This window comes from Streptomyces sp. HUAS MS02 (genome assembly GCF_055702265.1).
The window spans coordinates 8,253,945-8,278,648 of record NZ_CM146747.1 but is presented as its reverse complement, the minus strand read 5'-3'; the positions used below and the strand labels follow the sequence as shown (position 1 = coordinate 8,278,648).

Sequence of the window (24,704 nt, the reverse complement as noted above, 5' to 3'; positions counted from 1 at the left end):
ACTCTTCTCCCGAACCAGGGACGGAACCGAAGGACTTGAACGTGGCAGCCCGTTCCCACCGCTCCGCCCGCCGACCCCGGCGCCGCACCACCGTCATATCCGCCGCCGTCGCCGCCGTGGCGGCCGTCGGGCTCGCGGCGTCGCTCGTGATCGCCTACGGCCCCGACCGCGACACCGGAACCGAGGCCGCCGGCAAGACCAAGGCCACCCCCGTCACGGACACCACCCGGACGTCCGTCCCGCCCTCCGGCACCCCGGAACGGAAGAAGCCGTCGCCCACCGCGTCCAAGTCCCCGTCCCCGTCGGCCTCGAAGACCACCCCGTCGGCGACCCCGACCAGCGAGCCCACCCGGCCGACGACCGCCGCCTCCGGCCGGTCCGGCTCCGCCTCGGGACAGCTGGCCGGACGGATCCGCCCCGGCGTCGAGTACAAGGGGGTCGCCACCTTCTACGACTCCAACGGCGACGGCGCCTGCTTGTTCGGCGCGAGCGACGACGTCATGACGGCGGCGATGAACACCACCGACTACGAGGTGTCCAAGGCCTGCGGGGCGTACGTGCGCGTCCGCGCGGGCGGCGCCGCCATCACGGTCCGGATCACCAACGAGTGCCCGTCACCGTGCAGGCCCGGCCAACTCGACCTCAGCGCCGAGGCCTTCGCCAAGCTCGCCGAACCCTCGCGCGGCGAGATCCCGATCACCTGGAGTCTGGTGAGCCCTGCCACCTCCGGCCCGCTCTCGATCCGCTACAAGACCGGCTCCAGCCAGTACTGGTGCGGCATCCAGGTGATCGGGCACCGCAACCCGGTGGCCCGGCTGGAGGTCCGCGTCGGCGGCACCTGGACCCCGCTGCCGCGTACCTCGTACAACTACTTCCTCTCCGAGCAGGGCCGCGGGTGCGGCGGCGCGCTCCGGATCACCGACATCTACGGGGAGCGGTTGACCGTCGAGGGCCTCGCGGTGCGACCGGACGTCGTGCAGCGGGCGAGCGTGCAGTTCGCGGCACGCTGACGGCAGCCGTCCCTGACCTCACGGGGAACGGTCACAGCGGGCGGATCAAGCGGGCGGATCGCAGAGAGCGGTCGCAGAGACCGGTCGCGGAGCGCGGATCACGGGAGGGCGGATCACGGGAGGGCGGATCAGGGGGCACGGGGGCCCACGGGGGTCACGGGGCCCACGGGAGCCCACGGGAGCCCACCGGGGGGGCGGCTCACCGACACGGCTCGCGCGCCGCCGATCCGCCGGATAGCGCAAGCTCGCGCGCGCGTCGTCGCGGTCCCGGCCGATGCTGAGGGTGCCCCTGCCCGCCGATCTTCCCGGGACCCTCATGCCACTCACGCCCGCTCCCCGCCCGCACCCCGATGCCGGTGCGCGTGCCGGCCGCTTCCGTCTCCGCCCTGGCCTTCGCCCCGGTCCGCGTCTCCGCGTCCGGCCCCATCTGCGGCGCCCCTCCCTCGTCGCCCTGCTCGGCGCCTCCTGCCTCGGCGGGCTGCTCCTCGCCCCGACCGCGGGCGCCGCCGCCGACGGCGGTGCCGACGGCCGGGGCGAGCGAGCCCTCCAACGGCAGCTCGAAGAGCTGGTCGCCACCCCCGGAGGTCCGCCCGGGGTGATCGTCGTACTGCAACGGGACGGCAGTCCACGCGTCCTGCGGGCCGGTGTCGCCGACCTGGAGACCGGCCGTCCGATCGAGATCACCGACCACATGCGCATCGCCAGCACGGCGAAGGCGTTCAGCGGCGCGGTGGCGCTCCGCCTCGTGCAGCAGGGCGAGCTGAACCTCGACAGCACCATCGGCGAAACCTTGCCCCGACTTCCGAGAGCCTGGTGGCCGGTCACCCTGCGGCAGTTGCTCAACCACACCAGCGGACTGCCGGACTACAGCGAGGACCAGGAGTTCCTGGACCTGCTCCTCGCCGACCCCCGCCGCACCTTCGACCCCCGCCGACTCCTGGACTTCGTGGCGGACCAAGGACTGCGGTTCCCGGCGGGCTCCCGGTACCAGTACTCCAACTCCGACAACATCGCCGTCGCCCTGATGGCGGAGGCCGCGACCGGCAAGCCCTACGAGGACCTCCTGCGCCGGATCGTCTACCGACCCCTCGGGCTCACCGACACCAGCCTCCCCCTGGGGTACGAGATGCCGGAGCCGTACATGCACGGGTACGCCGTCGAGCCGCCCGCGCCGCCGGAGGACGTCAGCGAGGCGCTCAGCGCGTCCGGTGTGTGGGCCTCGGGCGGGATCGTCTCCACCCCGCGGGACATGACGCGGTTCATCCGGGGCTACGCCGCCGGGGAGCTGACGTCGAGAGAGATCCTGCACGAACAGCGGAGCTGGATCCGGGGGGCGTCCGAACCGGCCGGTCCGGGCCGCAACAGGGCGGGACTGGCCATCTTCCGCTACGACACACGCTGCGGGGTGGTCCTGGGCCACACCGGGAACTTCCCCGGGTACACCCAGCTGATCGCCGCGACCCCCGACGGCCGCAGGTCCCTCACCTTCTCGCTCACCACCCAGGTGAACAGGACGATCGACCCCGACCTCGTGGAGCGGCTCCGCGCGATCGAGGAGAACGCGGTCTGCGCGCTGCTCGGCCCCCGCCGCGGCTAAACACGCCCTACCTCATCCGGGCGCGCGGTCCGGCACTCGGCGCCGCAGATGGGCCGGCACGTCGTCCGCGACCGGATACGGCGAATCCTCCGGCAGCAAGGCAGGGGCCGCGTCCAGTTCACGTGCCCGGCCGAGGCCGTGGTTCTGCCTGGCGAGCGGCGTCACGTCGTCGATGCCGACGATCCACTCGTCGGCGTACCGCGCCGCCGCCTCGCCCGACAGGCCCAGCTGCAACGAGCGGTAGGGCAGCGGGGCGAGCCGCAGGTCGCGCTCGGGGTCCCACTGAACACGGGCGGGCGACCGCCGGACCTCCCGCTGCCAGGCGGCCCGGCTCTCGTGTTCGAGCCGGCATCCGTCGTCATACCGCTGAGGACATCGGGCAGCATCAGCCGCGTCGCTGCCACCAGCGCCGCTTCGGCTCGGACGCCTGAGGACGAGCTGCGGTCCCCTCAAAGGCTGGAGAGATGTTCGAGGGGAGCAAGTGCAGAGCGGCGCGGATGCGATCAAAGGGGGCAATCGCGTGTTGACCTTCGGAGGGCAGCGCCACGCCGACGCAGACCAGCTTGAAACTGTTGCCACCGAGACGAGCGCCGATGAATACCGATGCACCCACGCACCCGTGCGGCAGATCTCCGACCCATTGGATGGTGCCGTCGCCGGTGCGCACGACCTGCCCGACCACGACAGCCTGTTCCCGGTCACCGTCTTCGGTGATGTGACCCAGCACATAGGCCGCGATCGGAGCCTCACCGAGGTGGGCGATGTCCTCCTCCCTGGCGGCGATGCCATGTCCACGAGCTCGTTGAACCAGAAGGCCGTGGCGTGGTGTTCCTCCCGATGCGCTCGCTGGAAGGGAAGCGTCGAGCGGCCGGCGTGACTCACTATCGCGTCGATGGCCGCGTCATGAAAGTCGGGTAGGTCGGACACGGTTCGAGAGGCTAGCGCGCAGTGTGCGACATCTGACGAGCAGGCTGGCGAGCCCGGTTCGTCCACCACACTCTGCTCTCAGCTTGGCGAATGCTCCGCGATCGCTCGGCGAGCCCTTCATGGAGGATGTGCGCATGGTTGATCACAATTCCGCGCTACCTCTCATGTCACTCCTGGACGACATGCAGGCGGTTGCGCTCTCCGGTGACGCGGCGACCAGAGACAGCTTCACCTTCGGCAGCGCCACCGCCGTCATCGGTGACGCCGGAACGGTGATCATCGTGGAGGCGGGAGACGCACTCCACAGAAGCAGCGTCTGGAACGCCGAGGAGGTCCGTTTGCTCGGCCCGGCTCCGACGCCAGTCAGGGAAAGACTTGTGGATCGGCCAGGGGAATGGGGCACGATCGACGCGAGGTTGCCGGTCCATCTGCTGGCCCGGCTACCGCAAAGCCTCGTGTATCTCGGCACCGGCACTGTGGCCCAAGCCGGAACGGAACTGCGTCCGGGCCATGACGAACACATTCTCACCGACTGCGTTTTTCGGCTGGACACCCCACTGAGCAGGTTCGACCTGGACCGGGTCCGTCCTGTCCTTCCTCCGTCGGATCTCCCGGGCCTGGAGTGGCTGAGCAACGTGAGCGGCGACAGAGGCACCGCACTCGAACAGTTCTTGACCGGCTGGTATCCCCCGAGGTCCGAGGACCCCGAACCACCATCGGTACAGGCTCCCGCGCTCGACCTGCCGGAAGGACTGAGGCACTTCTACGACCTGTCGCAGCGTCGTCCTGATGCCCTCGGAGTGCAGAACCGAATCCATCCCATGGCCAGGCTCCGGACCGACCAGGACGGGCTGATCGTCTTCGGCGAAGAGAACCAGGGAGGGTTCGTCTGGGCAGTGCCGCAGACGTCAGATGGTGACGCGGCCGATCCGACCGTCTGGTTCCGGGGGTACGACGAACCTCCCACCGCCGAACAGGAGCCGCTCAGCGGCTTCCTCCTCCAGTTCGCCCTCTTCGAAGCCGCCATGGGAGCCGACTACCTGGCACTCCCCCACGAACCAACCGCGCAACAGGTCCAGCGGCTCACCGCAGGACTGCACCCCGTGCCCCTGCGTCCCTTCTGCCCCTGGTACCCCACTCGGTTCCATGTGGCCCCGGGGCTCATCTTGCACGTCTCGGGCCCAGCAGGTGGCGACAGCTTCAGCGTCTGGGCCGGCGCCACCCACCGCAGCGCCCTCGCCCCGTTGGCCGATGCGGCGATCGAGTGGAACCAGTTCGACGGGTGACCTCACTTCGTCCCGTCGTCGCCCCGCCACAAGACATGGACGCAGGGCGGCTACCGCCATCGTTGAAGAAATCGACCCTGCGGACGCCGGTCGTCTGGGCACTGCCACCCAGGACAGAAAATCGGTGGCCACCTGAGCCGACCGAGTCCACGCTGTGCGCCATGGAAGAACCGCTCCGCAGAATCCGTGCGCTCCACACGGCCTCCACGATCACCGTCTACCAGGCGTACTCCCCAGAGATAGGACTGCCTGCCGTCCGAGACCGCCGCTTTCCGGCCGCGTGGAAGCCTGACCGCATGACGTGGATCAAGCCCAGTTTCATGTGGATGATGTACCGCTCCGGCTGGGGCATGAAGGACGGTCAGGAGACCGTCCTCGCCGTCGAGATCACTCGCGACGGCTTCGACTGGGCGCTGCGCCATGCCTGCCTGTCGCATTACGTCCGCGGACTGCACCCCGATCGCGACACCTGGCAGCGTGACCTCAAGCACGCACCGTCCCGCGTCCAGTGGGATCCCGAACGCGACCTGCACCTGCGTCCCCTGCCGTACCGCTCGCTGCAACTGGGGCTCTCCGGTGAGGCATCGTCGCGTTACGCGGACGAGTGGATCGTGTCCATCAGCGACGTCACCCCGCTCGCCCACGAGATCCACGCACTCGTCAGGGGCAGCGAACTGGACTCAGCTGCCCGACTGCTCCCCCAGGAACAGGAGTACCCCGCCAGTGCAGAACTCCTGGCCCACCTGCGTCCCTGACCGGCACTCCGGGCACAGCCGTCACGAGCACCCACGGGCCACATGGCGGCACAGGTCTGTGAACACGGCTTGATGACCAAGTCAAGCCGTGCTCAAAAACCCTTAGTGCCGGCGCCACGCATCCCTGACGCGCACGAGGCCCGATGTCACATCTTGAGCGTCCGTCGTAGCCTTTGCTTCGTGACCAGCGAGAACCAGCAGACTGACGATCTGACGGCACTCAGCGGCTGCAAACACAGCGCCAACGGCAGCCACCACCAGGGAACAATGGCCTCGGTCGAACGACATCCGGACACCCGTCACAGAACGTCGAATGGCACGCAGCGTATGTGTTGATCAGCCCACGACTGTTTCGGAATCCGAGAGGTCGGCGAGCAGGGCGCGCAGCGGAGCGGTGTCCGGTGTGTCGGCGACGGCCGCGTCGATGGCGTTGTCCATGCCCTTCTCCCACGACTCCGGGAGGACCAGGCCGGGCTGACCTGACCAGGCGATGTCCGGTTCGGCGTGGCCGGATTCGGCGAGGCGCAGGTGGATCAGGCCCGCGAGACCGTCGAAGATCCTGGGCCGAATGAAGTTGCGTGCGGACGGCCCGGTCAGTCGTGCCGCCTGATGCGGCTTGGGCAACCGGTCGGCGACCTCCATCCACAGCAGGCCGCGGTCGAACGCGTTGAGTGTTTCCTCCAAACCGGGCAAAAGGTCGTCGGTCACCGTGCCGCCTGCGTCTTGTTCCGCGGAGCGCAGCGCCCTGGCCAGGGCGACCTGCAGCGGCCGGGACCAGCTCTCGGCGTCGGCGACTGCGCGGGCCATCGCGAGGTCGTCCCAACTCATGCGCCGCAGCCCTGCAGACTCCTGCGACAGTGCCCGCGACTCCAGCGCGGCGAACAGCTGGTCCGAGTCGCGCAACAGGGACAGCCCGGCCGTCTCATCGGGCAACTGATCCGGCCGGTCGTCGGCGGGCAGCTTCTCGATCAGGGCGATCCGTTCGGCTGTCGGAGGGTGCGAGTCGTACGGGTGCGGCCGCGGCGGCCGCTGCCCGGCGGAAAGCGCAGCGAGCTGCTCCCCGGTTCGGGCGGTGAGCAACCGGCAGAAACCGCCGTACACCTCGCCGACGGGCGGCAGCGCGCCCAACGAGCTGCCCATCGCGGCGTATGTCTCCAGGTAGTGGGTGTACGCGCCGTCGAGTACCGGAAGGGTGCGCAGTGTGGCGGCCGTCGTGTCACGGCCCGCGTACCGGGCCGCCATCTGGTCTGCGGCGACTTCCTGGTGGCGAGCCACGGACTGTGTGGTCCGCAGAAACATCCTGGCGTAGCCGACGTACAAGAAACCGATCGCCTGGTGCAGCTGGGTACTGCCGTCCTGAAAAGCCTCCGCCGTGTGCAACAGGGCTGCCCGACCGCGCATCGTGACACTCCCGAGCCGGGTGTCAAGGTTGGCGTAGTGCCCGAACTCATGGGCGAGGACGGCGCGCAGCTGCGGGACGGTCAGCCCGGCGAGCAGCGGCAGGCCCAGGAGCATACGGCGTCGTCCGTGCAGCAGTCCCAGCAGTCGGCTCTGTTCGGCTACCCCTGCGTTGACCTCGGCGACCAGGTAAAGCTCATCCGGCGGCCGCTGTCCGGTCACTTCGGCAGCGGCCCGCACCTGCTCCCAGAGTTCGGGCTGGTCCCGAGGAGTGACCGCCACGCCGTCCGGGACCGGCCCCAGGCGCCCGGCCCGTAGAAAGACGACGAAGCCACGGAGAATCGCCGCCGCCAGCAGGACGGTGACGGTCAGGACCGTGCCCCCGACCCAGGCCGCCTCCGCGGTGACCACCCGTGTCATCACCAGCCAGTCGAGCACCGCCATGGCCGACAGCAGAACCACGCCCACGAGGAAGAAGCCGAGCAGCAGCGCGAACGCGCTGACGGCACGCAGTCGAAACGTCATCGAGAAATCCCCCACCCACATGGTTCACCAGCCCGAACGGGCCAGATGCGCTCGCGGATACTACCGACAGGCTTCTGGCAGGTGTCCGCCGATCCCGGTTGTCCGATCGCCACATCGGCCGGGACGGATGTGCGCTACAGCGACGCGATGCGGTCTGTGAACGTGCCTTGATGATCCAGATCATCCGGTCCCGCTTCCACGCGGCCGGGAAACGACCGTGCCGTGCGGCCGGGCCGCCGCGGACACCAGGGTCGGTCACGGCGACGCCGTCGAGCCACTGGATATCCCCGGCCGAGGCCCGGCCGAACGACCGCCGAAGAGCAGCCGACGCACGGCCGAACCTCGGCCGAGGCACGCCGCAGCGCGGCGAAAGCGCGGCCGGTCGCCGGTGCGACGGCTTTCGCCGGCCCGGAAATATCCCCCATCCGACCGCACACCCCTTGGCGTGGCGCGGGTCCTGCCCCAAGACTGAGCCGATGACGCAGCGTGTGGAGCTCGCGACCGTGATGGACCGGCTCGCCGTCGACGGCCTGATCACCGAGTACGCGGTGGCGGTGGACGACGGCGACTGGGCGGCGTACCGGGACCTGTTCGCACCGCGCGGCCGCGCGGACTACCGCTCGGCCGGCGGCATCGAGGGCGACGCCAGGCAGGTCGCCGGGTGGCTGGCGCGGAGCATGGAGCTCTTCCCCATGCGCCAGCACCTCATCGTCAACAGACGGGTGCGGTTCGAACTCCTGGAGCAGGACACCGGCGACACCGCCCGGGTCCAGGCGGACTACATCAACCCGATGCGCTTCGCCGGCCACGACGGGGGATCCACCGCCCCCGACTTCGTCTGCGGCGGCCGCTACGCCTTCGCCCTGGTCCGCACGCCGGACGGCTGGCGCCTGCGTGAAGTCGTGGTCCAGGAGAAATGGCGCCGCGCCCCCGAGGGCCTCACCCCCGCACAGCACCCCTCACCGGCCTGACCGGACCACCCGCGTGACCGGACCACCCGCCTGACCGGACCACTCGCCCTCGCGCCTCTGCCAAGCCACCGCGCCACCGCGCCACCGCCACGCCATACGCCCCCGCGCCTCCGCGCCTCCGCCCCTCCGCCCCTCCGCCACGCCAGCGGCTGCCATCCCCCCGCCGGCTGCCACCACACCCGTACCCCGCCCCGCGCACCACCCCCACCCCGCCCAGGCCCTCTGTCGGAGATCGTCTCCGGCGCGCACACTGGAAGGACTCACCGGTGGGGAGGGAGGCGCTGGATGCGAACGGCGGCGGAGTGGGTGGCCTCCCCATGGCGGCGGCGGACGGCGGTATGGACGGCCTCCCCCTGGCGGCGGCGAGCGGCCCTCGTCGTGGCCGGAGCCCTGCCCGTGCTCGCGTTCCCCGCGCCGGGCCTGTGGTGGTTCGCGTACGGGGCGCTGGTGCCGTGGATGCTCATCGTCCGCACCGCCCCGACCGCCCGCCGGGCACTGTACGACGGCTGGCTCGGCGGATGCGCGTTCATGCTGGCCATGCACCACTGGCTGCTGCCGAACCTCCATGTGTTCACCTTCGTCATCGCCGGCCTGCTGGGCGCGCTGTGGGCGCCCTGGGCCTGGCTGGTGCGCCGGTTCCTGGCCGGGACGCCGTCACCGGGCCGGGTCGCCGCCGCGCTGCTGGTGGTGCCGTCGGGCTGGCTGGCGATCGAACTCGTCCGCTCCTGGCAGGGCCTCGGCGGGCCGTGGGGTCTGCTGGGCTCCAGCCAGTGGCAGGTGGAGCCCGCGCTGCGGCTGGCCTCGGTCGGCGGGGTCTGGCTGATCAGCTTCCTGCTGGTGGCCGTCAACGTGGCGGTCACCGTGCTGGTCGCCGTACGCCGGTCGCGGGCGCCGGCGCTCGCCGGTCTGGTCGCGACGGCCACCGCGACCTCGGCGGTGTGGCTGTGGTCGCCGCGCCCCGACGTCCGGGGCGAGGTGCGGATCGCCGTCGTGCAGCCCGGCGTGACCGACGGCCCCGACAACCGGTTCGACCGTGAGGAGGCGCTCACCCGAAGCCTCGCCGGGCGGGACCTCGACCTGATCGTGTGGGGCGAGAGCAGCGTCGGCCACGACCTCGCCGACCGCCCCGATCTCTCCGACCGGATAGCCGCGCTCGCCCGCGAGACGGGCACGAACATCCTGGTGAACGTGGACGCCCGCCGCTCCGACCGTCCCGGCATCTACAAGAGCTCCGTGCTCGTGGGTCCCGACGGCCCGACCGGCGACCGCTACGACAAGATGCGTCTGGTCCCCTTCGGCGAGTACATCCCGATGCGCTCGCTGCTCGGCTGGGCCACCTCCGTCGGCGAGGCGGCCGGCGAGGACCGCAGGCGCGGCACCGAGCAGGTCGTGTTCGACTCCGGGAAGGGGCTGCGGATCGGCCCCATGGTCTGCTTCGAGTCCGCGTTCCCCGACATGAGCCGTCATCTCGCCCGGGACGGCGCCGAGTTGCTGCTAGCGCAGTCGGCGACCTCGACGTTCCAGCAGAGCTGGGCCCCCGAGCAGCACGCCTCGCTGGCGGCGCTGCGGGCCGCCGAGACCGGCCGCCCGATGGCCCACGCGACCCTGACCGGCGTCTCGGCGGTGTACGGCCCGGAAGGCGGGCCGGTCGGCCCCCGGCTCGGCACGGACGAGAGCACGACGGCGGTGTACGTCGTGCCGCTGGCGAGCGGTACGACGCTCTTTGCCCGTTTCGGCGACTGGCCGGTGGACGCGGCGCTGCTGACCCTGCTCGCGTGGGGCGCCTTCGAGGGCGTACGGACCCTCCGGCTCAGGCGGCGGAGCGGTCCTCCACCGCCCGCACCACCCGCTCGCACAGCTCATGGGTCGCCAGCGCGTCCCGCGCGCTGAGCACCCGGCCCGCGCGCACCGCGTCGAGGAAGGCGAGCACCGCCTGCTCGATGCCGCGCTGCCGGGCCACCGGCACCCAGTCGCCCCGCCGCCGCAGGGACGGCTGTCCCTTGTGGTCGATCACCTCGGCGAGGTTCACCACCTGCCGCTTGGTGTCCTGTCCGGAGACCTCCAGGATCTCCTCCGCAGAGCCGCTGAGCCGGTTCATGACACCGAGCGCGGTGAATCCGGCCCCGGAGAGCTGGAGCACGACGTGGTGCAGCAGGCCGTCCTCGGTCCGGGCCCGTACGGTCACGTCCTCGATCTCTCCCGGGACCAGGAACCGCAGGGTGTCCACGACGTGGATGAAGTCGTCCAGGACCATCGTGCGCGGCACCTCGGGCAGACCGATGCGGTTCTTCTGCATCAGGATCAGCTCGCGCGGATGGTCGGCGCACTGCGTGTACCCGGGCGCGAACCGCCGGTTGAACCCCACGGCGAGCCCGATGCCGCGCTCCTCCGCGAGCCGTACGAGCCGTTCGGAGTCGGCGAGTTCGTACGCGAGAGGCTTGTCGACGTACGTCGGCACACCCGCCTTCAGCAGGCGTTCCACGATCTCGGGGTGGACCTGCGTGGGTGCGTGCACGAAGGCCGCGTCGAGGTCCTGGGCCAGCAGCGAATCGAGGTCGGTGTGCCGTCGGCCGGGCGGAAGGTGGAGGCTGTCGGCGACGCGGGTGAGGGTTACGGGCGTGCGTGTCTGCAGATGGAGTTCGAGCCCCGGTTGGGTGCCGAGCACCGGCAGGTACGCCTTCCGCGCGATGTCGCCGAGCCCGACGCAGCCGACCTTCACTGGGGTCTCCCGTCCACGGTGTGCTGTCGAAATGCCTCGTCGGCAGCATACGGGGGCTGCGAGGATGGCCCACATGACCGATCTGCGCACCGAACCCTCCGTCACCGCCGGCGAACGGGCCATGCTGGAGGGCTGGCTCGACTACCACCGGGAAACGCTCGCGCTGAAGTGCGAGGGGCTGGACGACGCCCAGTTGCGGACCGCCTCGGTGCCGCCCTCCCAGCTCTCCCTCCTCGGGCTCGTACGGCACATGGCGGAGGTCGAGCGGATCTGGTTCCGCAAGGTGCTGGTGGACGACGACCGGGGCCCGATCTACTTCAGCGACGCGGACCCGGACGGGGAGTTCCACCTCACCGAGGCCGACACCTGGGAGGAGGCGTACGGCACCTGGCAGGCGGAGATCGCGATCGCCCGCCGGAATGCCGAGGGCTTCGCCCTGGACGACGTCGCCAAGGCCGTGCACGGACGGTCGGGCGAGGCACCGAGCCTGCGGTGGCTCTACACCCACATGATCGAGGAGTACGCCCGACACAACGGCCACGCGGACCTGCTCCGGGAGCGCATCGACGGGGCCACCGGATACTGACCGGGCCGAGGGCGGTCGGGCCGAGGGCGGTCGGGCCGAGGGCGGTCGGGCCGAGGGCGGTCGGGCCGAGGGCGGTCGGGCCGAGGGCGGTCGGGCCGAGGGCGGTCGGGCCGAGGGCGGTCGGGCCGAGGGCGGTCGACCGGGGCACGAGAGAGCGACCGGGGCACGAGAGAGCGACCGGGGCCGGGCGAGCGATCCGAGCCGGAGCCGCCGACCGCAGCCGGACGCGCGATCGGAGCCGGGGCGAGCGATCCAAGCTGCGGTGAGCGACCGGAACCGGAGCGGCCGACCGAGGCCGGAGCAGGGCAACCGGGACCGGAGCGGCCGACCGAGGCCGGGGGCAAGAGGCCGGGGCCCGAGCGAGCGACCGGTGGCGGGGTGAGCGACCGCAGCCGCACCAAGCGGCCGACCGGAACCGGGGCGAGCGACCGGAACCGGGGCGAGCGATCCGCGCTGCGGCGAGCGACCGGCCGCAGCCGCAGCGGGCGGCCCAAGCCCGGGCGAGCGACCTCAGCCGGAACGCACCCGGAACCGGGGCGAGCGATCGGTGCGGCCAGGGCCCGGTGCGGCGAGGGCCCGGGAGCCAGGGCCTGCGACCGCGTTCTCCCCGAAGTAGGGCGCGTGGCGTCGTCCAGGGGCCGCGGGCGTCACCCATGTGGGGGCATCATCCGTCCGCCCCCTCCCCAAAGCGGCCCGGACACAGCAGAGTTGCGCGCGTGCATCGACCGACCACCACCGCAACGCTCCTGGTCACCGTGGCCTTCTCGGCTCTCACCGGCTGCGTGACCCCGCACCACCCGCCCCCGCGGCAGCCGTCGCCCCTCCCGTCCGGGCCGTCCGAGCCCCGCCCGGAGGGCACCACCGAGACCCAGATCGTGGAAGCCCCGGCGCGCGAGGCCCTGAGGCTGGTCGGCCCGCCCCGGGAACCCACCCCGAGCGCGCCCCCGGAGCAGAAGCCCACGTCCGCTCCGCCTGTCACCGGCGGCGACGCCGCCCCGACCCCCGCCGCACCCCCGCCACCCCGCGACGAGCGGCCGGCTTCCCGCGAGCGGCAGGGCCCGCCACCGGGCTCCCGCACCCACGTCGAGATCCCGCCCCTCCCCAAGGCGGTCCCGACGACGCCGGCGAAGAACTCCGACGTGTGCGCACTCGGCCACCGATACGGCGGCTGGGGCAAGGACACCCCCCAGGCGGTCATCTGCAAGGACGTCTACGGCCGCTGACCCCCGGCGGGCACACGAACCGGCACACCCCAGCCGGCACACCCCAGCCCGCACCGCCCCGACCTGCCCCTCCCCGCCCCCGGCCGATCCCTTCGCCGCTGGGACCCTAGGGCCGCTGTCGTGGCGGCCCCGGTGTCTCCCCTCCCGCGGGGCCCGTCTCGTCGAGCCGGGCCTCCAGACGGGCCAGGGCGGTGCGGACACCGTCGCCGTGGCCGTCGTCCGCCAGCGAGGCCAGCGCTCCCCGGGCGAGCCGCAGATGGCTGCGGGCCGCGTCGGGGCGGCCCAGCCTGGCGTAGTCGGCGGCGAGGTTGAGGTGGAGCGAGGGATAGAAGGCCCGCACCGCGAGCTCGTCCCGGTCCCGCACTGCGAGCTCGTCCCGGTCCTGCGCCGACCGGCCGTCGCCGAGTTCGTCGGCCGCCGACAACGCCCTGAGGTCCCAGGCCAGTTCGGTGTCCGGGTCGTCCTGGGTGTCGGCCATGTAGTGGGCCAGGGTGCAGCGGTGGAGCGGTGTGCCGTCCTCCCCGATCTCCGCCCACAGCCGCAGCAGACGGTCCCGGGCCTCCTCGCGATCACCCCCGTGGTGCAGCATGACCGCCTGCCCGATCCGGGTCAGCACGGCGTCCGGCGCCACCCGCTCCTGTCGCTCCACCACCGCGTCCTCCGCACTCCTCGCCCCCTGCCCGTCTGTCCCTCCCGACGCTAACGGCAGGCACGGGCAATCCCGGTCAGGCCGCTCCGTACAGCCGCGGGGGCGCCCCGGCGGCCGTACGGCGAGCAGCCGGACGGACGGACCTACACGTACGGAGGGACGAGCGGCCGGTCGGTCTCGACCGAAACCGAGGCCGGGGCGAGGCCGGGGCCGGGCGGTCCGTCAGCCGAGGTTCGGGATCGTCCAGTCGATCGCCTCGTGGCCCTGCCGGGCGACGGCCTCGTTGATCTGCGTGAACGGCTGGGAGCCGAAGAACTTCTTGGCCGACAGCGGCGAGGGGTGCGCGCCCTTCACCACGACGTGGCGCTCCTCGTCGATCAGCGGGAGCTTCTTCTGCGCGTAGTTGCCCCACAGCACGAAGACCGCCGGGTCGGGCCGGTCGGCCACCGCGCGGATCACGGCGTCGGTGAACTTCTCCCAGCCCTTGCCCTTGTGCGAGTTGGCCTCGCCGGAGCGGACCGTGAGGACCGCGTTGAGCAGCAGCACGCCCTGCTGGGCCCACGGCATCAGATAGCCGTTGTCCGGGATCGGGGTGCCCAGCTCGGCCTGCATCTCCTTGTAGATGTTCCGCAGCGAGGGCGGGGTCTTCACCCCGGGCCGCACGGAGAAGCACAGCCCGTGGCCCTGGCCCTCGCCGTGGTACGGGTCCTGGCCGAGGATCAGCACCTTCACGCTCTCGTACGGGGTGGCGTCGAGCGCGGCGAAGACCTGCTCACGGGGAGGGTAGACGGGACCCTTGGCTCGCTCCTCCTCGACGAACTCGGTGAGTTCCTTGAAGTAGGGCTGCTGCAGCTCGTCCCCCAGGACCCCGCGCCAGGACTCGGGCAGCATCGCGATGTCGGTCACGTCAACTTCCTCCGGTGTGCGCTCACTTCACGGCCACGGAACACGCGGCCATGGGCGGCCGCGCGAAGCGCGACCGCCGTCAGAGCACAGAACCTACAGGCGCCCACTGACAACGGGACCGGGCACCCGGAATTACCAGCTGGTCTTCCACGACAGCTGCCACATGATCATCATCGTCGCGGGATCGATGACGTTCTCGAGGCCGGCGATCTCCTCGTTGGCGGCCGTGTACGCCTTGCCCTGCCACAGCGGGATCAGCCGGGCGTCGTCCACGAGGATCTGCTGGGCCTCCTCGAACTCCTCGCCCACTGCGCCGCGGTCGCTCTCGGCGCGCGACGCCGGGATCAGCTTGTCCGTGATCTCGGGGGCGTCGTAGGGCGTGCCGAGCGCGTTCTGCTTGCCCACGAAGGGGGCGATGAAGTTGTCGGCGTCGTTGAAGTCGGGGTTCCAGCCGCGCCCGAAGACCGGGTACTCGCCCTTCTGGTAGCCCTCGGAGTAGGTCTTCCACGGGCGGCTCTTCAGCGTGACCTCGAACAGTCCGGACGCCTCCAGCTGCCGCTTCAGCTCCTCGAAGGCCGGCTTGGTCTGGGAGCCGTACCGGTCGGTGGTGTACCAGAGCTGGAGAGGAACCGTTTCGGTGATGCCGGCCTCGGTGAGGATGGACTTCGCCTTGGTCGCGCTGGGGTTGCCGTAGTCGTCGAAGAAGCCCGTCGTGTGGCCGACCAGACCCCGGGGGATCATGGAGTAGAGCGGCTCGACGGTGTCCTTGTAGATGTTGTGGGCGAGCGCCGGCCGGTCGAGGACCTGGGCGACCGCCTTGCGGACAGCGGGGTTCTTCGCCCACGGGTCCTTGGGGTTGAACACCAGATAGCTGATCTCGGTGGTGGCGTTCTCCACGATCTGGAGCCCGTCCTCGTCGTGGTTGGCCTGGATGTCCACGATGTCCGAGGCGCCGAGACCCCGGTAGATGACCGAGATGTCCTTGCTCTTGAGGGCCTTGACCATCTCGTCCGACTGCGTGAAGTACCGGATGGTGACGGCGGAGTTCTTGTGGTCCGCGATGCCCTTGTAGTTGTCGTTGCGGACCAGCTCGGCCGTCTTGCCCTCGTCGTAGGAGGCGAGGTTGTAGGGCCCGGAGCCCGCGATGTCCCCGCCCTCGCGGAGCTTGTCCGCGGGGTACTCCTCAGGGTCCACGATCGACATCGCGGGCGTGGTGAGCACCAGCGGGAAGGTCGCGTCGGGCTGGCTGAGGTGGAAGACGACCTCGCGGTCGCCCTTCGTCTGCACTCGGGAGAGGGTGGTCAGCAGGCCGGCGGGGCCACCGTTGACGTTGATCTTCTTGATCCGGTCGAACGAGTACTTGACGGCCTTGGCGTCCAGCGTGTGCCCGTTGGAGAACTTCAGGCCCTCACGCAGCGTGCAGCTGTACACCGTGCTGGAGCTGTCCGTGAACTCGCAGTTCTCGGCCGCGTCCGGCTCGGGCTCGGACCCGCCGGGCGAGTAGCCGAGGAGGGGCTGGAAGACGTTGCGCATCAGCTCCCAGGAGCTGTCCCAGGCCGCGGCCGGGTCCAGGGTGCTCGGCGTGCTGGTGGTCCCCACGATGATGGGGTCCGCGTCGTCGGAGGCGTCCGAGGAGAACACACCACACCCGGTCACCATGGATATGGACGCGATGACCGCGAGTGGCGGCAAGTATCGGTTCCGGTTGAACACGTGCATGCTCCTCGAAATGCCGTACAGAGTGGCCGAACGATACCGCAGGCCCCCCGAGCCGTTCCCGCTCGGTCGGCAGAGCCCTTGGCCGGTCCGCGTGTGACGGCGTTGTCGAGGCCCCGTGAGGGGTGCGGACGGGCGCCGGAGATGTTCGGTGAATGGCGTACCGGCGCCCGCCTCACTCTGTCAGCCCACCCCGGCGTTGAGGAAGATGCCGCCGTCGACCACAAGGGTCTGTCCGGTGATCCAGTCGGACTGGTCGGAGGTGAGGAACGCGGCGGCACCCCCGATGTCGGAGGGCACGCCGAGCCGTCCGAGCGGGTAGGACGCGGCCGCCTCGGCCTCCCGGCCCTCGTAGAGGGCCTGGGCGAACTTGGTCTTCACCACGGCGGGCGCGATCGCGTTGGCCCGGACCTTGGGCGCGTACTCGTGCGCGAGCTGGACGGTCAGGTTGATCATGGCGGCCTTGCTGATGCCGTACGCGCCGATGAACGGCGACGCGGAGAGACCGGCGACGGAGGCGATGTTCACGATGGCGCCGCCGTTGTCCTTCTGCCAGGCGTGCCAGGTCCGCTGGGCGAAGCCGAGCGCGGAGACGACATTGGTCTCGAACACCTTGCGGGCCACGTTCAGGTCGAGGTCGGCGATCGGGCCGAACACCGGGTTCGTACCGGCGTTGTTGACCAGGTAGTCGACGCGGCCGAAGGCCTCCATCGTGCGCTCCACGGCGAGGGCCTGATGGGCCTCGTCGTGGGCCTTGCCGGCGACGCCGATGACGCGGTCGGCGCCGAGCTGCTCGACGGCCTCCTTGAGCGCGTCCTCGTTGCGGCCGGTGATACAGACCCGGTCGCCGCGTGCGACGAGGGCCTCGGCGATGCCGTAGCCGATGCCGCGGCTGGCGCCGGTGACGAGCGCGACCTTGCCCGAAAGCTCGGGGAGTTCCACCGAAGTCATGTTCTGGGTCCCTTAGTTGAGCGGTCCGCCGGCGACGTACAGCACCTGGCCGGAGACGAAACCGGCGTCCTCGCCCGTGAAGTAGGCGATGGCTCCGGCGATGTCCTCCGGGCGGCCCACGCGCTGGACGGGGATCTGGGTGGCCGCGGCGGCCTGGAAGTCCTCGAAGCCCATGCCGACGCGGGCGGCGGTGGCGGCGGTCATGTCGGTGACGATGAAGCCGGGGGCGACCGCGTTGGCGGTGACGCCGAACTTGCCGAGCTCGATGGCCAGGGTCTTGGTGAAGCCCTGCAGACCGGCCTTGGCGGCGGAGTAGTTGGCCTGGCCCCGGTTGCCGAGCGCGGACGACGAGGACAGGTTCACGATCCGGCCGAACTTGGCCTCGACCATGTACTTCTGCACCGCCTTCGCCATCAGGAAGGCGCCGCGCAGGTGCACGTTCATGACCGTGTCCCAGTCGGACGCGCTCATCTTGAACAGCAGGTTGTCGCGGAGCACGCCCGCGTTGTTCACCAGGATCGTCGGGGCGCCCAGCTCCTCGGCGATCCGGGTGACGGCGGCCTCGACCTGGGCCTCGTCGGAGACGTCGCAGCCGACCGCGAGCGCCCTGCCGCCGGCGGCGGTGATCTTCTCCACGGTGTCCTTGCACGCGGCCTCGTCGAGGTCGATCACCGCGACGGCCCGCCCCTCGGCGGCCAGTCGTACGGCGGTCGCGGCGCCGATGCCGCGCGCGCCACCCGTGACCACGGCGACACGCTGCTCAGTGGTGGACATTGCTGGTTCTCCTCGCCCTTGGGATGCGGCTCCTGCGGCGCCCCCATCTGGTGAGCGACCGCTTAGTACCTTCAGCACACGTGACGCTAGAAGTCCTGGCACCCGGTGTCAACGTTCCACCAGGTGTGATCCCTTACCTCGACCCGGTCACTTCACCAGCAGGGCGAGCAGCCGCTCGGCCTCCGCCGCCGGATCCGCGGTGAGCCCAGTGTGCACGGGCCCCGCCTGGACGACCGTCGACCGGGGCGCGACAAGCCAGCGGAACCGCCGTCCGGCGTCGTCGCCGGCGGCCTGCCCGGCCGCCTGTCCCCCGGCGCACACGCCCTCCACGGCGCGCAGCGCGGCGCGTACGCCGGCCACGTCCGCCCCGGGGTCGAGGGCGAGCAGCTTGGCCTCGTCGAGATGGGTACGGGCCGCCACGAGGGCCCGGGAACGGCTGTACACGAGGACGCCCGCGTTGAAGCACTCGCCGCGCTCGATCCGGGGCACGATCCGCAGCAGCGCGTACTCGTAGACGTCCTGCCCGGTCGCGCCGGTCCCCAGGAAGCGGTCGCTCACTTGATCCCCTCGATGCGTTCGTGCACGTCGGCGGCGCGGACGAGCAAGGGTTCCGCGTACGCCCGCCGCAGCGCGTCCGGTGTCTCGAAGCCGGGCTCGTCCGTCAGCCAGACGTCGGGGATCTCGGCGGTCACCTCGGCGAGCAGTTCCTCGGTGACCAGGGGCGCGAGCTCGGCGGCGGCCGCCGCGACGTCGGGGCCGAAGCGTGCCAGGGCGTGGTCGGCGGCGGCGTACGGCCTGGCGGCGGAGGCACGGGCGCCGGGCCAGTTGTGGTGCCAGATCATGGTGGCGCCGTGGTCGATGAGCCACAGGTCGCCGTGCCACATCAGCAGGTTGGGGTTGCGCCAGGAGCGGTCGACGTTGTTGATCAGCGCGTCGAACCAGACGATCCGCCCGGCTTCCTCGGGGCTCACCTCGAAGGCCAGCGGATCGAAGCCGATGGCCCGGGTCAGGAAGTCCATGCCCAGGTTGGTGCCGCCGCTTCCCTTGATCAGTTCCTGCACCCGCTCGTCGGGTTCACCGAGGCCCAGCACGGGATCGAGGTCGACGGTGACGAGGCCGGGCACGCGCAGTCCGAGCCGCCGGGCCAGCTCCCCGCAGACCACCTCCGCGACGAGCGTCTTGCGGCCCTGCCCCGCGCCGGTGAACTTGAGGACGTACGTCCCGCGGTCGTCGCCCTCGACGAGACCGGGCAGCGAGCCGCCCTCCCGCAACGGCGTGATGTACCGGGTCGCGCTGACTTCCTTGAGCATCGGCCCAGGCTACCGGCGTACCGACGGCCCCCGGAGGCGCCCCGTCCGGCGGCGCCGCCGACCGACAGCTTTCGGACAGCTGCTTTTGACACTGTCGTGATCCCGGACAGGTCAAGATGTGGACCCTGTCTGAACGTTCAAGCACGGACCCGCCGTATCCATGGGCGAAAGTGCGAAGCCATCTCGGAAGGAACCGTCAGCATGACCAGCGAAACGACCAAACCCGCTTCGATCCCGGGCCGTCGCACCGTCATGGCGGCCGCCGGCGTGGCGGGGCTCGCCGTCGCGCTGACCGCGTGCGGATCGGACGACGACGCGTCGACGTCGAGCTCGTCCGGCGCCGGGGCCGGGGGCGACTCGAACGCCGACTCCGGCGGCAGCACGGGAGGCGACACGACCGGGGGCAACGCGGGCGGCAAGGAGATCGCGAAGACCGCGGACATCCCCGAGGGCGGCGGCAAGATCTTCGAGAGCGAGGGCGTCGTCGTCACCCAGCCCGAGGCGGGCACGTTCAAGGCGTTCTCGTCCGTGTGCACCCACCAGGGCTGTGCGGTGAAGACCATCGCCGACGGCGTGATCAACTGCCCCTGTCACAACAGCAACTTCTCGATCGCGGACGGCAGCGTGAAGAGCGGACCGGCGACGAAGGCACTGCCGGCCAAGGAGGTCACCGTGTCCGGGGACTCGATCACCCTGGCCTAGCGCTCGCCGGTCGAGCAGTCGGACGGCCCCGCGGGCCGCTCGAAGCACGACACCACCTCGTCCGTGGTCGCGACCGTGGCGACCAGCGCGAGGGTGTGACGGATCATCGCGGGGGTGTAGTCGGCAGGCACCCCCGCGATGGCGTCGCCGGGCACGACCACCGTGTAGCCCAGATTGACCGCGTCGAACACCGCGTTCGGCACGGCCACGTTGGCCGAGACGCCGGCGACGACCAGGGTGCGGCAGCCCAGGTTGCGCAGGAGCGCGTCCACGTCGGTGCCCGCCAGCGGGGACAGCCCGTGCAGCCGCCGTACGACCAGGTCCTCCTCGGCGACCTCGATGGGCGGTGCGACCCGTACGGCCTCGGTGCCCGTCAACTGCCTTACGGGCAGCCGTTCCGCCGCGCGGAACAGCCGTGCGTTGCGGTTGGCGCCCCGGCCGTCGGGCCGCCGCTCGGCGACGGCGTGCAGGACCTGCGCCCCGCACCCGTGGGCCGCGGTGACCAGCCGCGCGACACGCGCGAGCACGCCCGACGACCGGGCCTCCCGGGCGAGTTCGGGCAGCGCGCCGTCGGGTCCGACGACACCCTGCTGGCACTCGACGGTGAGCAGGACGGTACTGGCGGGATCGAGGAGTCCGCCCAACTCCCGTCGGCGCTTGGACTCACTCGCGTACGCGGGCATGACGCTCCCCCTGTCGCCGGCGATCGGGCGGTGGAGCGTAACGCCCCTTGCACATGGACGGAAGACGACCGATGCTCTTCTGACGTCACGTCAGAAGAGAGGACTCCATGACCGTCACCCAGCGCCGGGGCCGGAAGATCATGATGGAACCCGCCGAACTGGACGAGTTCCTGAGCACGCAGCGCACCTGCCGGGTGGCGACGGTAGGGTCCGACGGCGCCCCGCACGTCAGCCCGCTCTGGTTCGTCTGGGACGGCACCTCGCTCTGGCTCTACTCGATCACCCGCAGCAGACGCTGGTCCGCGCTGCGCCGCGACCCGCGCGTGGCCGTCGTGGTCGACGCGGGCGAGGAGTACGGCGAACTGCGCGGCGTCGAACTGTCCGGCACCGTCGATTTCGTCGGCGAGGTGCCGCGCACGGGCGAGCCGGTCCCCGAACTCGTCGAGGTGGAGCGGCTGTTCACCCGGAAGAACTTCGGCATCGACGAGATGCCCCACGACGGCAGGCACGCCTGGCTGCGTCTGACACCGGACGCCGTCACGTCCTGGGACTTCCGCAAACTGGGCTCGCCGTGACCGGCCCCCTGCGCGAGCAAACGTTCCCGCTCTTCAGCCCGCCCCGCACCCGTCGCCCGCGGTCCGCAGCGCCTCCACCGCCGCCCTGATGGACGGCCGTCGGTCGGCGTCCGAGCGCCACACCGCGTACACGCTGCGGTGGACCCGGTGGCGCACCGGCACGGTCCGCACCCCGGCCGGCATCGGGTCCCGGCCGAGCCGGGGCGCGATACAGACACCCAACCCCGCGGCGACCAGGGCGAGTTGCGTGTGGTGTTCGCCCGCGCGGTGGGCGATGTGGGGCTCGATGCCGTTGGCCCGCAGCGTGTAGAGCAGCCATTCGTGGCAGAACTCGCCCTCGGGCCAGGCGACCCACGGCTCCTGGGCCAGCTCCCGCAGGTCGATCTCGTCCCGGGCGACGAGCGGATGGTCCTCGTGCAGGGCCACCTCCACCGGGTCGTCGAGGATCGCGGCCCTGGCCAGCCCCGCGGGCACGGGCAGCGGCTTGTTGTACCAGTCGAGGACCACGGCCAGGTCGACGTCGCCTCGGATCACGGCGTTGACGGCGAGTTCGGGTTCCAGTTCCCGTGACCGCACGCGCAGCGCCGGGTGGTTCTCGCGCAACGCGCGGAAGACGGTGGGAAACAGCCCCCGGACGGCCGTCGGGAACGCGGCCAGCCGAAGTTCGCCGACGACCTGTCCCCGCTGTTCCTCCAGTGCCGACTGCGCCAGCTCGACCTGCGACAGGATGCGCGCGGCGTGCTCGGCGAGCAGCCGCCCCGCGTCGGTGAGGCGCACCCCCCGCCCGTTCTTGGCGAGGAGCCGCTGCCCCACCTCGCGTTCCAGCTTGGCCATCTGCTGCGAGACGGCCGAGGTCGTCACATGCAGCCCCTCGGCCGCCCCGCTGACCGAGCCGTGCCGGGCGAGGGCGTCCAGGGTGCGCAGGCGCTCCAGGTTCAACATGTAAGCGATACTACGAGAATCGACTCACCAATTCTCGCTTGTGCTACGAGATCACCGGCGCCATCGTGGTGCGCATGACCACCGCCACGCCCACCCGAGCCCCCGGTCGTGCCCCTGACCGCTCCCGCGCCATCGTCGACTGGCGGCTGCGCTTCGCCTTCCTCTCCCTCGTCTGGGGTTTCAGCTTCCTCCTGATCAAGGTGGGCACTCAGGCCTACGCGCCCTTCCAGGTCACCTTGGGACGGCTGCTGTTCGGCACCCTGATCCTCGGGGTGGCGATGGCGGTGAGGCGGCAGCGGCTGCCGCGCGGCGCCCGCATCTGGGGTCACCTCACCGTGGCCGCCTTCTTCCTCAACGCCCTGCCGTTCTCCCTGTTCGCCTACGCGGAGCTGACCGTACCGTCCACGCTGGCCGGCATCTGCAACGCGACCTCGCCCCTGTGGGGCATGGCCCTCTCCCTGGTCGCGCTCTCCGAGGACCGTCCCACCCGGGTGCGGGTCGCCGGTCTCGGCCTCGGCTTCCTCGGGGTCCTCACCGTGCTCGGTGCCTGGCAGGGCTTCCAGGGCGTGGACGCCACCGGCACGGCGCTGGCGCTGCTGGCCTCGCTCAGCTATCCCGTCGGCTGGATCTACGTCCGCCGCACCCTGGCCGGCACCACCGCGTCGCACCTCTCCCTCACCGGCGCCCAACTGCTGCTGGCCACGGCCCAACTGGCCATCGTCACCCCGCTGTTCACGAGTGTGCCGAGCAGTTTCCCGGTGCTGCCCCTGCTGGCGGTCGTCGCGCTGGGCACCCTGGGCACGGGGGTCGCGATGCTCGTCCAGTACGGGCTCGTCTCCGAGGTCGGCCCGACGACGGCCCAGATGGTCACCTACTTCATCCCGGTCATCGCCACGGCCGCCGGCGTCGCGCTCCTCGGCGAGTCCCTGACCTGGTCGACCCCGGTCGGCGCGGCGATCGTCCTGGCGGGGGCAGCACTGACACAGGCCAGGCCGCGCACCTGATCCGGCGGGGGCGGGCATCCCGGCGGGCGTCCCGGCGGACACGCCGCGCCGACGCCCCGGCCGCCGCGCCGTCACCCGCATCGCGCTCGCGTCCCGACCGCCGTGCCGTCGCACGCATCCCACTCACGTCCCGACCGCCGTGACCCGACCTCACACATATCCCGCTCCGGCCCCCGGCCCGATCGCCGAGGCCACCGCGTCCGCCACCCTCCCGATCTCCTCCTCGGTGAGGGTGGAGACCGTGATCCGGATCCCCTGCGGGGCGCTCATCCGAAAGCGCGCCCCGGGCGCGACGGCCCAGCCGGCGTGCAGCAGCCGCGCGACCGCGCCGGTCTCGTCCGGCACCCGGATCCACACGTTCATGCCGCTGACCCCGTGCGCCTCGACCCCGCGCCGCGCGAGGGCATCGATCAGCGCGTCCCTCCGCCGCCCGTACGCCGTCGCCACCGCCTCCGCGTCCACCGCACCGCCGGACCACAGCCGGACGACGGCCCGCTGCACCAGCCGGCTCACCCAGCCGGGCCCCAGCCGCTGCCGGCCCCGCACCCGGTCGACGGTGGCCGCGTCACCGGTGAGCACGGCGAGCCGCAGGTCGGGGCCGTACGCCTTGGCGACCGACCGCACGAAGGCCCAGCTGCGGGTGCCCCCGGCGAGCGGATGCAGAGGCTGGTCGACGATCCGGTAGCCGTGGTCGTCCTCGATGAGCAGGGTCTCCGGATGCTCAGCCAGCACGGACCGCAGGGCACGCGCGCGAGCGGCGCTCACGGCCGCGCCGGTCGGGTTCTGCGCCCGGTCGGTGACGATCAGGGCACGCGCCCCGCCCGCCAGCGCCCCTCGTACGTCGTCGGGGAGCGGTCCCTCGTCGTCGACGCCGACGGGGACGACCCGCAGTCCGAGCGCCGGCACCAGATCGAGCACGCTCCCCCACCCGGGGTCCTCGACGGCGACGGTGTCCCCCGGCTTGAGGTGGACGGCCAGCACCCGCTCGATGGCGTCGAGCGACCCCGAGGTGACGGCGACCGGCCCGTCCGGCACCCCGTCGGCGTCCAGGTCGGCCCGTGCGATCCGGGCCAGTTCGGGCTCCACGGCCGCCGCCCCGTAGAGGACCGGTTCGCGGTCGCCCTGCTCGGCGGCGGCCGCGAACGCCTCCGCCAGGCGCGGCAGCAACGCGGGATCGGGATTGCCGTCGGCGAGGTCCCGCACACCCTCGGGGACCTCGACCCGGATGTACTCCCGTCCCGTCGTCGCCGGGCGGGACCGCACACGACTGCCCCGGCGCCCCGCGGTCTCGATGACCCCGCGCTCCCGGAGTGTGCGATAGGCGGCCGCGACGGTGTTCGGATTCACGCCGAGCCGGTCCGCCAACTCCCGCATGGGCGGAAGCAGTTGACCGGGCTCCAGCCCGCCCTCCGCCACCGCCTGCTCGACGCTCGCCGCAATCTCGACTGCGCGTCGACCGGCGATCAGGTATTCTCCTAGCACAAATCCAATTATG

At 71.4% G+C, this 24,704-nt stretch carries 25 protein-coding genes and 1 pseudogene; 13 read left to right on the top strand and 13 right to left on the bottom strand.

Annotated features, from left to right (window positions below; all coding sequences use genetic code 11):
* The first annotated feature begins 41 nt into the window (after positions 1-41).
* Together ACZ9QC_RS35790 and ACZ9QC_RS35785 are read left to right on the top strand one after the other, a co-directional pair.
* A complete protein-coding gene (locus ACZ9QC_RS35790; protein ID WP_472916865.1) occupies positions 42-1,010 on the top strand; it encodes an expansin EXLX1 family cellulose-binding protein in 969 nt (322 codons plus the stop codon).
* Positions 1,011-1,326: 316 nt separating this feature from the next.
* Entirely contained in the window at positions 1,327-2,607 is a 1,281-nt protein-coding gene (locus ACZ9QC_RS35785; RefSeq protein WP_472916864.1) for a serine hydrolase domain-containing protein, read from the top strand.
* Between the two features lie 12 nt (positions 2,608-2,619).
* Here ACZ9QC_RS35785 and ACZ9QC_RS35780 read toward each other — a convergent pair.
* Positions 2,620-2,946: pseudogene (locus ACZ9QC_RS35780) on the bottom strand (DUF4291 family protein); the annotation flags it as partial.
* 142 nt (positions 2,947-3,088) lie between these two features.
* Between ACZ9QC_RS35780 and ACZ9QC_RS35775 the strand changes: the two are divergent.
* From ACZ9QC_RS35775 to ACZ9QC_RS35760, 4 genes are all read left to right on the top strand, one after another.
* Positions 3,089-3,484, top strand: a complete 396-nt coding sequence (locus ACZ9QC_RS35775; RefSeq protein ID WP_472916863.1) for a hypothetical protein — start codon at positions 3,089-3,091, stop codon at positions 3,482-3,484.
* Between the two features lie 169 nt (positions 3,485-3,653).
* A complete protein-coding gene (locus tag ACZ9QC_RS35770; protein WP_472916862.1) occupies positions 3,654-4,820 on the top strand; it encodes a hypothetical protein in 1,167 nt (388 codons plus the stop codon).
* Between the two features lie 161 nt (positions 4,821-4,981).
* On the top strand, positions 4,982-5,575 hold the full coding sequence (locus ACZ9QC_RS35765) for a DUF4291 domain-containing protein (RefSeq protein WP_472916861.1): 594 nt from the start codon (positions 4,982-4,984) through the stop codon (positions 5,573-5,575).
* A 180-nt stretch (positions 5,576-5,755) separates the two neighbouring features.
* Positions 5,756-5,911, top strand: a complete 156-nt coding sequence (locus tag ACZ9QC_RS35760) for a hypothetical protein (RefSeq protein ID WP_472916860.1) — start codon at positions 5,756-5,758, stop codon at positions 5,909-5,911.
* On the opposite strand, the gene ACZ9QC_RS35755 is transcribed toward ACZ9QC_RS35760, so the two are convergent.
* Complete coding sequence (locus ACZ9QC_RS35755; protein WP_472916859.1) at positions 5,912-7,498, bottom strand: M48 family metallopeptidase; 1,587 nt, start codon at positions 7,496-7,498, stop codon at positions 5,912-5,914.
* A 476-nt stretch (positions 7,499-7,974) separates the two neighbouring features.
* On the opposite strand from ACZ9QC_RS35755, the gene ACZ9QC_RS35750 reads away from it, so the two are divergent.
* Both ACZ9QC_RS35750 and lnt read left to right on the top strand, forming a co-directional pair.
* The gene (locus ACZ9QC_RS35750; RefSeq protein WP_472916858.1) at positions 7,975-8,469 is read left to right on the top strand and encodes a nuclear transport factor 2 family protein; all 495 of its coding nucleotides are present in this window, start codon (positions 7,975-7,977) and stop codon (positions 8,467-8,469) included.
* 285 nt (positions 8,470-8,754) lie between these two features.
* On the top strand, positions 8,755-10,359 hold the full coding sequence (gene lnt, locus ACZ9QC_RS35745) for an apolipoprotein N-acyltransferase (RefSeq protein WP_472916857.1): 1,605 nt from the start codon (positions 8,755-8,757) through the stop codon (positions 10,357-10,359).
* Here the strand turns inward: lnt and ACZ9QC_RS35740 are convergent.
* On the bottom strand, positions 10,280-11,188 hold the full coding sequence (locus tag ACZ9QC_RS35740) for a Gfo/Idh/MocA family protein (RefSeq protein WP_472916856.1): 909 nt from the start codon (positions 11,186-11,188) through the stop codon (positions 10,280-10,282). The two genes, lnt and ACZ9QC_RS35740, sit on opposite strands and share 80 nt — an antisense overlap.
* Before the next feature lie 73 nt (positions 11,189-11,261).
* Here ACZ9QC_RS35740 and ACZ9QC_RS35735 point away from each other — a divergent pair, with 73 nt between their 5' ends.
* The gene (locus ACZ9QC_RS35735; protein ID WP_472916855.1) at positions 11,262-11,774 is read left to right on the top strand and encodes a DinB family protein; all 513 of its coding nucleotides are present in this window, start codon (positions 11,262-11,264) and stop codon (positions 11,772-11,774) included.
* A 716-nt stretch (positions 11,775-12,490) separates the two neighbouring features.
* Positions 12,491-12,997, top strand: a complete 507-nt coding sequence (locus ACZ9QC_RS35730; RefSeq protein WP_472916854.1) for a hypothetical protein — start codon at positions 12,491-12,493, stop codon at positions 12,995-12,997.
* 106 nt (positions 12,998-13,103) lie between these two features.
* Here ACZ9QC_RS35730 and ACZ9QC_RS35725 read toward each other — a convergent pair whose 3' ends face one another.
* The 7 genes from ACZ9QC_RS35725 to ACZ9QC_RS35695 form a co-directional block, all read right to left on the bottom strand.
* A complete protein-coding gene (locus ACZ9QC_RS35725; RefSeq protein ID WP_472916853.1) occupies positions 13,104-13,649 on the bottom strand; it encodes a hypothetical protein in 546 nt (181 codons plus the stop codon).
* Positions 13,650-13,868: 219 nt separating this feature from the next.
* The gene (locus ACZ9QC_RS35720; protein ID WP_472916852.1) at positions 13,869-14,552 is read right to left on the bottom strand and encodes a uracil-DNA glycosylase; all 684 of its coding nucleotides are present in this window, start codon (positions 14,550-14,552) and stop codon (positions 13,869-13,871) included.
* Between the two features lie 132 nt (positions 14,553-14,684).
* Entirely contained in the window at positions 14,685-16,265 is a 1,581-nt protein-coding gene (locus ACZ9QC_RS35715; protein WP_472916851.1) for an ABC transporter substrate-binding protein, read from the bottom strand.
* Positions 16,266-16,451: 186 nt separating this feature from the next.
* Complete coding sequence (locus ACZ9QC_RS35710; RefSeq protein WP_472916850.1) at positions 16,452-17,219, bottom strand: SDR family oxidoreductase; 768 nt, start codon at positions 17,217-17,219, stop codon at positions 16,452-16,454.
* A 12-nt stretch (positions 17,220-17,231) separates the two neighbouring features.
* Positions 17,232-17,993 (bottom strand): 3-oxoacyl-ACP reductase FabG, encoded by a 762-nt coding sequence (fabG, locus tag ACZ9QC_RS35705; RefSeq protein WP_086801416.1) that lies wholly within the window; start codon positions 17,991-17,993, stop codon positions 17,232-17,234.
* A 147-nt stretch (positions 17,994-18,140) separates the two neighbouring features.
* On the bottom strand, positions 18,141-18,551 hold the full coding sequence (locus tag ACZ9QC_RS35700; RefSeq protein ID WP_472916849.1) for a DUF3037 domain-containing protein: 411 nt from the start codon (positions 18,549-18,551) through the stop codon (positions 18,141-18,143).
* Positions 18,548-19,303, bottom strand: a complete 756-nt coding sequence (locus ACZ9QC_RS35695) for a HipA family kinase (protein ID WP_472916848.1) — start codon at positions 19,301-19,303, stop codon at positions 18,548-18,550. Before ACZ9QC_RS35695 ends, ACZ9QC_RS35700 begins: the two co-directional genes overlap by 4 nt.
* 201 nt (positions 19,304-19,504) lie before the next feature.
* On the opposite strand from ACZ9QC_RS35695, the gene ACZ9QC_RS35690 reads away from it, so the two are divergent.
* On the top strand, positions 19,505-20,005 hold the full coding sequence (locus ACZ9QC_RS35690) for a Rieske (2Fe-2S) protein (RefSeq protein ID WP_472916847.1): 501 nt from the start codon (positions 19,505-19,507) through the stop codon (positions 20,003-20,005).
* Here the strand turns inward: ACZ9QC_RS35690 and ACZ9QC_RS35685 are convergent.
* The gene (locus tag ACZ9QC_RS35685) at positions 20,002-20,688 is read right to left on the bottom strand and encodes a cysteine hydrolase family protein (RefSeq protein ID WP_472916846.1); all 687 of its coding nucleotides are present in this window, start codon (positions 20,686-20,688) and stop codon (positions 20,002-20,004) included. The genes ACZ9QC_RS35690 and ACZ9QC_RS35685 overlap by 4 nt on opposite strands.
* Positions 20,689-20,795: 107 nt before the next feature.
* Here ACZ9QC_RS35685 and ACZ9QC_RS35680 point away from each other — a divergent pair, with 107 nt between their 5' ends.
* On the top strand, positions 20,796-21,263 hold the full coding sequence (locus ACZ9QC_RS35680) for a pyridoxamine 5'-phosphate oxidase family protein (protein ID WP_472916845.1): 468 nt from the start codon (positions 20,796-20,798) through the stop codon (positions 21,261-21,263).
* A 33-nt stretch (positions 21,264-21,296) separates the two neighbouring features.
* Here ACZ9QC_RS35680 and ACZ9QC_RS35675 read toward each other — a convergent pair whose 3' ends face one another.
* A complete protein-coding gene (locus ACZ9QC_RS35675; protein WP_472916844.1) occupies positions 21,297-22,205 on the bottom strand; it encodes a LysR family transcriptional regulator in 909 nt (302 codons plus the stop codon).
* Between the two features lie 74 nt (positions 22,206-22,279).
* Between ACZ9QC_RS35675 and ACZ9QC_RS35670 the strand changes: the two genes are divergently transcribed.
* A complete protein-coding gene (locus tag ACZ9QC_RS35670) occupies positions 22,280-23,209 on the top strand; it encodes a DMT family transporter (RefSeq protein ID WP_472916843.1) in 930 nt (309 codons plus the stop codon).
* Positions 23,210-23,359: 150 nt separating this feature from the next.
* Here the strand turns inward: ACZ9QC_RS35670 and ACZ9QC_RS35665 are convergent, their stop codons facing one another.
* A complete protein-coding gene (locus ACZ9QC_RS35665; RefSeq protein ID WP_472916842.1) occupies positions 23,360-24,691 on the bottom strand; it encodes an aminotransferase class I/II-fold pyridoxal phosphate-dependent enzyme in 1,332 nt (443 codons plus the stop codon).
* Between the last annotated feature and the right edge of the window lie 13 nt (positions 24,692-24,704).